This window comes from Mastigocoleus testarum BC008 (genome assembly GCF_001456025.1).
In the GTDB taxonomy this organism is placed as follows: domain Bacteria; phylum Cyanobacteriota; class Cyanobacteriia; order Cyanobacteriales; family Nostocaceae; genus Mastigocoleus; species Mastigocoleus testarum.
In genome coordinates this window covers 65,505-76,566 of sequence record NZ_LMTZ01000128.1, presented here as the reverse complement: position 1 = coordinate 76,566, position 11,062 = coordinate 65,505, and the positions used below count along the sequence as shown (strand labels likewise).

At 38.6% G+C, this 11,062-nt stretch carries 4 protein-coding genes; 3 read left to right on the top strand and 1 reads right to left on the bottom strand.

Annotation, left to right across the window (positions count from 1 at the left end; all coding sequences use genetic code 11):
* Positions 1-430 precede the first annotated feature (430 nt).
* A complete protein-coding gene (locus BC008_RS33420) occupies positions 431-1,660 on the bottom strand; it encodes a molybdopterin molybdotransferase MoeA (protein WP_027842535.1) in 1,230 nt (409 codons plus the stop codon).
* 398 nt (positions 1,661-2,058) lie between these two features.
* Between BC008_RS33420 and BC008_RS33415 the strand changes: the two genes are divergently transcribed.
* The 3 genes from BC008_RS33415 (at position 2,059) to BC008_RS33405 (ending at position 10,767) form a co-directional block, all read left to right on the top strand.
* Positions 2,059-2,532, top strand: a complete 474-nt coding sequence (locus BC008_RS33415; RefSeq protein ID WP_027842536.1) for a hypothetical protein — start codon at positions 2,059-2,061, stop codon at positions 2,530-2,532.
* Positions 2,533-2,771: 239 nt separating this feature from the next.
* Complete coding sequence (ppk2, locus tag BC008_RS33410; protein ID WP_027842537.1) at positions 2,772-3,656, top strand: polyphosphate kinase 2; 885 nt, start codon at positions 2,772-2,774, stop codon at positions 3,654-3,656.
* 841 nt (positions 3,657-4,497) lie between these two features.
* Entirely contained in the window at positions 4,498-10,767 is a 6,270-nt protein-coding gene (locus BC008_RS33405) for a translocation/assembly module TamB domain-containing protein (protein WP_027842538.1), read from the top strand.
* Positions 10,768-11,062 lie beyond the last annotated feature (295 nt).

Genomic DNA, 11,062 nt, shown 5'->3' with positions numbered 1-11,062 from the left:
GCGTCATGGGTCATATTCTACGACACATGCTCTACTTTTGTTCCTTCTTCTTTTTTCTTCTTACCCCGACTTACTGAGCGGATACAATAACCGCCTTGGATTAAAATCCCAGGCTCATAGAAAAAGTCTGATAAATCAGACTATGTAAGGCTTGTAGTGCGTTTTAACGTACTTAGTTTATGAGCCTGGAAATTGATTTCCAGGTGGGAATTTGGGCTGAACAAGGTTGGTGCAGGTTATCGGGTAAGTAACAAGTGACTAATATTCAATTACTTTAGAATCAATAATAATTGGGTCATCTTGACAGCTACCATAGGTCTGATAAAAAAAACCGGGGGGATATCCTAAATCTTCAGGTGTTTGTGTTCCTGCTTCAATTGCTAAAAATTAAAATTGATGGAGTCGCTTAGCTATATTAACTGAAGTCTTGTTACAACAACAAAACCTGTACTTTTTCCCGTCGACTAATTGATTTCTGTCCCACCGGAATAACAGCTAAAGCATTGGTTTGCGCCAGATTAATCAAATTACTGGAACTTTGACTACCCCCAGCAACTTGAAATTGATAAGCGCCATTATTAACCTTCAAATTACCCCAAATATAAGTTTCCCGTTTACCGTTAGAACGTAAATCGTGTAAACTTTCTGCTTGTAAAAACTCAGGTTTCCAACCTTCTGCTAAACCAGAAAATTTCTGAATTGCTGGCTTGACAAACCGCCAAAAGGTAACCAAAGCCGATCCAGGATTTCCTGGTAAACCGAAGTATAAAGTGTGAGGGAAAGTCGCAACAGTGAGGGGTTTACCTGGTTTGACCGCAACAGAACGAATATGGATTTCACCTCCGAGAGATTCGATGATTTGTTCGACATAATCGTAATCCCCAACGGAAACACCACCAGAAGAAAGTACTATATCAGCATTATTAATTGCATTGCTAATAGCTTCCCTAAGTGCTTCTGGTTCGTCTTTAATAATTCCTAACATCAGAGGTTCTGCACCCATTTGCTGAACTAAAGCAGCTAAGGCATACTGATTTGAATCCACAATTTGTCCGGGTTGGAGGGATTGGTTAGGTGTAACTAATTCATCTCCACTAGATAAAATAGCTACTTTAAGTTTGCGATAAACTTTAATTTGAGGACATTGTGCTGCAGCTAAGATTGCAATTTCGGCTGCTTTGAGTTCGATACCTGCAGCTAATAATGAATTCCCCGCTTGGTAGTAATTGGCACGTTTTCTCACAAACTCTTCGGGTTTAGGTGCAGTTAGAATCGCAACACGATCTTCTTCCCGACGAGTATTCTCCTGCATCACAATTGTATCTGCACCTTGGGGCATTACGGCACCAGTAAAAATCCGTGCTGCTTGTCCCGGTTGAATAGTAATTTGGGGTTGATATCCAGCAGGAATATCTTCAACAATTTGTAAGGTTACAGGTTTATCTTGACTGCATTCTTGCACATCTGCGTAACGCACCGCATAACCATCCATCGCAGAATTATCCCAATGGGGAAAATCTAGATTAGATACTACAGAATCTGCCAAAATTCGTCCGTTAGCGTTGAATAAATCTACAATTTCTATATCTTTATCTATTTGAGTAGTTAACGGTTGTACTAAATCAAAAATAATATTTTCTGCATCTCTGACTGAGAGCATGGTACTTCACTCCGATAATGAACTGGTATAATTTAGATATAGGTTTTCCATTGACCAAATAATTAAGAATTATTTTGATTGGGGTATATATTTTTGTGTCTCTGGATATTCTATATTTCTATATTTTCCAGTTTTAGGACAATTTTCCCTCTGATAGTGGGATTTAGACAAAAAATAACGGGAAAGCAGTCAACAAACAGGTATTTTTCTCTTTACTAAAGGTTTCATAAGAAGCGCAGCCTTGCCTCTCAGGCATTTTACCTCATCGCCATCTTTAAAAATTAGCACAGCAGAAATACTATTAATACCAAATTTTTTGATGCTTATCTTTGTTGTTGTCGAGGTCGAGCTTCACCACATTGGTAGGCTGATTTATGATTTAAGAAGGTATTGTGACCATGACCAAACATACACAAGCGCAACTAACCCGAACTGTAGATATTAACCAGCCTACTGCGCTCAAACAAAGAACTTTCAACCAGATGGAATACTATATGGGCGCGAAGTTGATTGAGATTGGGGTTGACCCCAAATCTGCAGTTTATCGCTGGTCAGTGGAAAGAAAAAGCAACCAGCAAATCTGGACAATTAAAGCTTATTGGGGCGAATCTAAAGAGAATTTATCTAACCAACCTCTTACTGGTACTAATTTAATCGATTGTGCCAAAGCTAATGCTGAACATGGAATCAAAATGACAGCCGAACTATGTGGTTATGGGGAGGATATCAGCAGTTTTGAAGAAGCTTTAAAACTGGCTGGGAATAAAATGGGACTCGAAATCGAAACCCTGAGTGACTTGATTGCTTACTCTCAAAATCTGAGGGTCAGAGATGGAATTGATGTGGCTCCCGATACCAGTTCTTCTCTATGAATATGATGCAGTAACTCTTGATATAGCTACAAATTAAGTGTGAAGTGCGACAAAATGTCTTCTTTCTCCAGTCTTCTAGGTTCTAGTATAAATTTGAGCAAATAAAGTTTACGAAAATTCAACTCTGTCATGAGTCTACACAAGATAGATTATTATCTATTTTGTGTATAATTTTTACATATATTTGTTTTATTTCACAAAGTATATTTCACAGTCTGACAGATTTTAAGGGTCAGTTGATGGCGAAAAAGAAATTTAAAGATGTCCTGAAAGACAAGTCAGTTATAGCTAACAAGGTTAAGATTTTTTCAGCAGTCCAAGAAAAATCAAAGCCAAAGAAAATCAAGAAAAAGGCATATAACAAGCTATATAACAAAGAACTGAAGCAGCTTCAGATTGAATTGGTTAAGCTTCAGGAATGGGTTAAACACAAAGGTTTAAGAGTAGTAGTTGTTTTTGAAGGTCGGGATGCTGCGGGGAAAGGGGGAGCAATTCAGCGAATTGCAGAATGTTTGAACCCCCGTGTCTGTCGAATTGCGGCTCTGGGTAAACCTACTGAGCGAGAGAAAACGCAATGGTATTTTCAACGTTATGTGGCTCATTTACCAGCAGCAGGAGAAATCGTCTTATTTGATCGCAGTTGGTACAATCGGGCTGGAGTCGAGCGGGTAATGGGTTTTTGCACCCACGAACAATATGTTGAGTTCCTCCGTTCTTGTCCGGAATTTGAACATATGTTACAGCGTTCGGGTATCATTCTCATCAAGTATTGGTTTTCAGTCAGTGATGAGGAACAAGAACGACGTTTCCAGAAACGTATTGAGAACCCTACCAAACGCTGGAAACTTAGCCCCATGGATTTGGAATCTCGCGCTCGATGGGTAGAATATTCTAAGGCAAAAGATGATATGTTTGCTGCCACTGACACAACTCTATCTCCTTGGTATGTGGTAGAAGCTGACGATAAGAAAAGCGCTCGTCTCAACTGCATCAATCATCTACTAAGCATGATTCCCTACGAAGATTTGACGCCAGAACCGATTAAATTACCTCTGCGACAGAAAGCAATGGATTATATTCGACCTCCTATGTGTATGCAAAAATTCGTACCAAAAAAGTACTAGAGTACCAATTTATCCATAATCTTAGAAAATAAGACTCTAAACCCAATCTCTGTCTAAGCTTTACAAGTTGAATTTGGTTTAGTTTTAAATCCCCTTAGGATTTACTCACAGAACCAGGATTTTATTAAGCATCGTGGAAAACAGTGTTACTTAGCTTGGAAATTGTGAGTCTATAGAATCTGAGAATTAAAAATATTTTTATACATGATGTTAGGTACTTAAAATGCATATAGAACTTACCAGTATTAAGACTTATATACGTAAATAATTTTGTAATTTTTGATTTCCCCTTAAAGTGTAAAGAGCATGAGGTCTAGTAAATAAAATTACACTATTTTACGTACATGGAAATTCTTGAATTTTGGTGGCAAATCAGAAAGTATAAGATACTCTAGGAAATTATTGTGAAATAGGGTAATTTTGAAACTGTCGATTCAGCTGTAAACTATTACCTATTGTGTCCGTTGAATCGCTTACTATATAGTAATTTTTCTCTTAAATTTTTCCTGTAAAATGTGAGTATGAAAACATTTAATAATAAAACACAGATTCTGATAGAGACGCGACATATTTTCCCGCAGGAACGCTAAGAAGAGCGCATCTCTACAAATGTTAAAATATCATGTCCCTGCAAGTAAGTTTGCCATCTTGTTTATTAACCCCAGAATTTAAATGTAGTTAATCTGAATAGGGGTTTTTACATAAGCTTTCGGGTAATTGAGTAGGCATAATATTAAGCGTAAACTAATTCAAAGTTAGATAATTTAAGGTTCAATAACCTAAAATTGATTCAAAATTTAGTTTTGTGAGGAAAATAAACAATCTGTAGAACCAAAAAGTTATGACATCTCCAAATACTCCGGATGAAGCTGACTCTCAAGAACCTCAAAACCAGAATGATACAGGTTCTTGGTTTCGTAAAATTGCGTTTGCAACTAGTATTGCTCTTGTCGGAATGGGTACGGTTGGCTATTTCGTCACAGATTTTTGGATTCGTCGCAATTTACCATCTTTAGTAGAAACTCAACTTAGCAATTACATCAATCGTGAGGTTGATGTGGGGGAGGTGCAAAGTTGGAGTTTGACCGGAATTCGCTTTGGTTCTTCTTCCCTCCCGGCGACTGAGGACGATCCTAATAACGTCTCAATTGAAGCGGTTAATGTCAATTTTAATCCAATTCCGGTAATATTCTCTCGAATTTTGCCTGTCGATATCACTTTTATTAAACCAGATGTTTATGCTCAAGAGGTGAAGTCGGGAGAATGGGTAAGACTGGAATTAGATACAGATGATGATAGCGAACTTCCTGTTAAGCTGAACACAACTATCCGCGTGCGAGATGGTAAGGTTGCTTTGCTTCCTCGCGGTTATCAGACTCCATTGCAGAGTAAAATAGATGGATTTGTCAACTATAATCAGGTAGAAACCGAACGCCTGCGATACGACCTTGATGCAGAAATATTTCAAGGTAAAGTGGAGCTTGAGGGAGAAACTCAGTTAGAAACTGGTAAAACTAAGGCAAGTGCCAAAATCGCAAAACTAACTTTAGCTAAGCTTAATCCTTTCATTTCCCAGGTTCCGGTTAATATCTCAAGTGGCGAGCTAAATGCCGATTTAGATATCAAACTCTCGACCTTTTCTGAATTACCTTTGGTTGTGGGTACGGCAAAATTACAAGATTTGAAGGTTAGAAGCAAGCAACTACTAGCCCCAATCGATGCGAACGCTTTGTTGCGATTTAAGGGGGATAAGATAACTTTTGAGGAAACGAAGGGGAGCTACGGTAATCTGACAGCATTGGTATCTGGTGATGTAGATGTCAAGGAAGGTTTTGACGTTAAGGTTAATGTTAATCCTTTTGAAGTTGCTAAGGTTTTGAGAACTGTACCTGCAAAGTTACCGATTGGGATAGATGGTAAATTGCGGGCAGATATGCTTGTCAAGGGAAAATTTGAAAATCCAGTTTTAACAGGTAATATTGTCAGCACTCGCAACGTCATTGTTGACAAAGTAAGGTTTAGTAAAATAAATACCAGTTTTGTTGGTAATTTGTCGCAATTTTTACTTCGAGAATTCCGAGCTACAACCTTAAGTGGTGGTGAAATTGTCGCCAAAGGTAACGTTAAATTTCCTCGTCGTTTGACAGAATTAGAGAATTTTGAATTCAAAAATTTTGCTAAGTCCCAGCTAGCTTTTAATTTGAATGCTCTGTTAACTAATCCCAGAGCAATTATTGCTCGTTACGGAGTTACAGATGATTCTTATCGGTTAAATAGAATTACCGCACTAGGAACAGTTAGAGGTACAGTTGCAAATCCCCAAGCAGTTTTATCGTGGAAAGTACCTAATGCTAACACTGCAGTTGCGGGACAAGTTTCTGGTACTGGAGATATTTTGTACGCAGCAAATAAAGTCAGTCTGCGTAACACGGTTTTGCAAACCAAAGATGGTAAAGTCAATGTTGATGGTGAAGCTAATCTAGCAAATAGGCTTTGGCAGGGTAATGTTAGTGCTAATTCCCTATCATTAACGCCTTTATTATCTGAATTTCAACAGGATGAAAACTTAGATGTACCCGTCTTTTTGGAGCGGGGTAACGTCAAATTAGCAGGTAGATTAGATAATTTAAATCCGCGTAATATCCAAGGAACTGCTGACCTAGATTTAAATGTTAATAATGGTGACGTTGCTGTAGACGCAGTATTAAATCGAGGTCTTTTACAAGCCAAAGCGATCGCTAATCGAATTTCCCTCAATAGATTTTTACCTTTATCTGAACTCCCTACTGGTGAAGATGTACCGGTATTTTTAGAACGGGGTAATGTTAATATTGCGGGTAGATTAGATAATTTCGACCCGGCTAATATTCAAGGAACTGCCGATTTAAATTTAAACGTTGACAATGGTAAAGTTGCCGTAGATGGAAAGTTAGATCGGGGAGTTTTACAAGGGAATGCGATCGCCAACAGAGTTTCACTTAATAAATTTTTACCTCAGCTTGGCTCCCCTGTAACAGTAGCAAATACCCGAGTTAATGTTTCTGGTTCTGTAAAACAATTATTATCATTTGCAACAAGTCAAAATCAAAATATAAATAATAATTTAAGCGATACTTTAAGTGATAAGCTAAGTAGCTTCCGCGCAAGCGCTTCCGGTCAATTAATCGTCCCCGAAACCCGAAGAAATGGCACAGTTAATTTTAATGGTTCAGGTAATCTAGGGACGGAAACTTGGCAAGCATCGATCAATGCTAATTCTGTAGCACTAAATCCTTTTATATCTCAATTTAAACCCCCCGAATTAAACTTAAACTTAAATCGACCAATTAACCTGCGCCAAGGAAAGGTTCAGTTAGCAGGAAATTTAGATATCTTAGATGATTTAGGGTCGGGTAATCTTAATTTAGCCAGAGTTAGAGGTAATACCGATCTGGATTTAGACGTCAATAATGGTAAAGTAGCCATCGACGGTAAATTAGAACAAGGTCTTTTAGAAGCGATCGCTACTGCTAAAGGAGTTTCAGTTTCCCCATTTTTGCCTGATTTACCAGTACCCCTGACTATTGCAGATAGTCAAGTTAATCTTTCCGGTTCTGTAAATCGATTACTATCTCAAGATTTTAATAATATTCGAGCCAATGCTGTTGCAAGATTGGGCGTTCAAGGAGGTACGGTTAATACCATCACCAATTTAAATAATGGTATTTTTTCTAGCAATACAACTGCAACGAATATTAACACCCCAGCCATTTGCCAAAATTTTGATTTATCCTGTCCCGAAGTCGGAAAATTATCTGGTAAATTTAATCTCGCAGGAAATATCAATCCTTTTATAGAAGGTAATTCCCCCGCTACGATCCAAGCTAAAACCATATCTTTGCAAGTAGGAGAACAATCACTTACTGCTGACGGTCAAATAACTTTAAATCCAAATCCGGCGACAAGTAAAAATGGAACTTGGGGAATAGGTACTAATTTAAATATTAATGCCCGTTCCAACTTAAGTGAACTTCCCTCCACCTTAATCGCCCAAATTTCCCAGCAAACTGATATTCCCATCGCCGGAAATGCTGCTTTTCAAGGTCGCTTCCAAGGCGATAACTTACTTGGAGATCCCCTAGCACCGGGAAATTTACAATTAACAGGTAACTTACAACTTAGGGATTTTGCAGTTGATAAAATCGCCTTTGAACCATTACTAACAGGTCCAGTAAATTTACAACCCGGTAAAACTTTAGCAATTAACTTACAAGGACAAAACGATCAAATCTCAGCCCAGCTAGAACCCTGTAATAGAGAAGAATGTATCTCACCTTATCTTCCAGTTTCCTTTAACCTGCAACAAGGAGGAAATTCCAAAAACGCTATTTTAGTAAGCGGTCAACGTAACGGCGATCGGCTAAATATCGATCTGAAAAACTTTTCCCTGGCTTTGTTAAATGTAGTACCAGCAGTCCAAGAAAATCTCCCTGCGCAAGTTGGGGGAATAGTCACCGGAAAACTTGACTTGAACCTATTCGACGTTACAAACATCGCTGGAAACTTACAAGTTACCAAACCAAGTATTGGATATCTTAAGGCAGAAGAAGTCGCAGCAAATTTCTCTTACGATGGAGGAGTTGCAAACGTCCCATCAGCTTACTTGGAATCAGGACAGAGCCGATATAATCTTCAAGGTAACCTAAATCTGAACTCGGGTGATGTCAACGCCAAGATATTCACAAAATCAGCCAAGTTAGAAGATATCTTTGCGACTATTAATACGTACAGATTAGAAGACCTGCAAAGCATTTTCTTTGGTTCTTCTAACTTTACTAACGCTGCAGCTATTGAAACAGATCCAGTAGGAAAACCCAACGCACCCTTAGCCCGACAGCTACGCTTACTCAGGAGAGTAGATCGACGGGTTCGACGATATGCAGCCCGCAAGCGAGAAGAAGAATCCGCAATTCAATTAGACTTGAGGGGAGAATATAACGCCCAGATCGATATAGCAGGTAAATTTTATAACCCCCAAGTAGACTTTCAGCTAGATGGTAATAACTGGGAATGGTATCCCCAACCCAAAGTTGTTACCGTCAAACGTCGTAAAGGTCCAGTTATTCAGGAAGGAAAGCCGTTAGATATCAACCAGGTAACAGCACGGGGAAGTTATAAAGACGGAAGTATAAAAGTAGATCCATTACGTGTCGCCCTAGAAGAAGGCACAATTGCTTTAAATGGAGAATTAACAGGAGAAAAAACATCCGGATTTGTCCAAGTACAAAACTTCTCCTTAGATAATCTTGAAAAATTTGCCTTTATTGATGTTCCTGTAGACATTGGGGGAAAAGTAAACCTTCAAGCCACAGTAGACGGTACGATTAATCAACCCCAAATTCAAGAAGGAAAAATCTCCTTAATTGATGGTAGCTTCAATCAAGATCCATTAGGGATATTTTCTGGTACCTTCAGCTACATAGATTCAGTAGCGAAATTTAATACAACCCCCGATTCATTCACCCAAATCAACGCCAAAATACCCTATCCTCCCCAACCCAATACAGATAACTCTATTACTTTAGATGCTAAAATTGGAACTCAAGGATTAGCGTTTTTAAGTACTTTTACTCAGGAGCAATTAGAATGGGTTAAAGGAAACGGAGAAATTGCACTCAACCTTGAAGGACCTTTAAATTGGTCAGCCCAAACCCCTCCCCAACTCATAAAAGATTTAACAGGTACTTCCACAATTCAAATTGAAAACGCCACCGTCAAAACTAAGCAACTAGGTGAGGAAATCAATCTAAATATTGCTGGTGACATTGCTCTACAAAATCAAAACATTCAAGTAAACCAGTTAGAAGGGAACTTTGCTGATAGTCCATTTTCCCTTACGGGTAGTTTACCTTTAGTTCGTGCCGGAATTACCAACCCTGATAATCCTAGTTCGCTGATATTAGCCCTAGGTCCAGGAAAACTAAATCTTGAAGGACTCTACAAAGGAAATGTTAACGCCAGCGTTGAAGTATCTCAAACAGTAACGCGTCCCATAATCGGCGGAAATATCGATCTCAGCGAAGGAAGAGTTATTGTTCCAAAACTGAATAATGAGGCTGAGGAAAACGAGGAACAAGCAAGTAACCAACAAAAAAAATCAGCTAAAAGAAGAAAAAGACGGGCTAAAGACAACTATTCCTTTCAACCTATATTCGACGACTTACAAATAAATATTGGCGAAGGATTTAGATTTAAACGATCCGTACCCCGGACAAACTTTTTAATTGCCGGTAACTTAACATTAAATGGTCCCCTGGATAACTTACAGCCCGAAGGAATCATAAATTTGCGTCGAGGAAGTATTTATTTCCTCGATAATTCCTTTTTCCTCTCGCGCGATCGCGAACACTTCATTGTATTTTCTCCAGAGCAAGGTTTACTCAATCCCAACCTAGATATTGAACTGCAAACAACAGTTCTTGACGCTCCCAGCTTCGACCGTCCCCAACCCGTTGATTCTGAAATTCGTGACGATGCAGTAGCGCCGACAAATCCTAACCAAATTGATGTACGGATCGGTATTGAAGGAGAAGCTAGTCAACTAATTGGTTCTTTGGACGATAATTCAGAAAATTGTCAAATTAATGTTCCCAGGGTATTTCTCAGAAAAACAATACAAAATTCACCCCAAAGATTACAAAGAATAGCTAATTGTATAAATGAGAGTTCTCAAGTCGCCATTAGGAACCAAAGCCTGATTAATAATCCAATCGTAGAGTTGTCAAGTACTCCAAGTCGTAACCAAACCGAAATCTTATCTTTACTTGGTAACCGTACTATTGCGATCATTAAAGATGTAGAACAAAAACTTACTGACGGTCAAGAAGAAGAACTGATACAATCAGCTTTTATTGATTACGTAATAACACCAATTATTGATGAATATTACCAAGAATTTCTGTGGAATGTCCAGAGACCAGTGAATTCTGTAGGTAAGAAAATAGGTCTCACACGCTTGCAAGTTTTCCCCTCAGTCACGGGGTTAAAAGATATCAACGAGAATTCTTCTGTCAGGTTTATTTACGACTATGATTTTGGTGAATTTCGGATCGAGTATCAGAGGAGGTTTTAGGGGGTTGGGGATAGCACGCAGTGCTATCCCCAATCCCCAGTCGCCAATCCCCAACCCAAATATTTTCTGCTACTTTTTGCAATATAATTATGAATTCTGCTGCTATAGTACTAAGCATTCCCCTAGCATTCCGATGCAAAATAGCTTTATCTAATGCCCAGACAAAGCTTTAAATTAAGGTAATGTTAGGACTATCTCAACTTCGTCGCAATGTGGGCACTAACTCGACATTAAAGTCAACATTTTAGTTGAAATATTGTGGCGTCATGTGGGAAAATATTTGATCGTATTTATT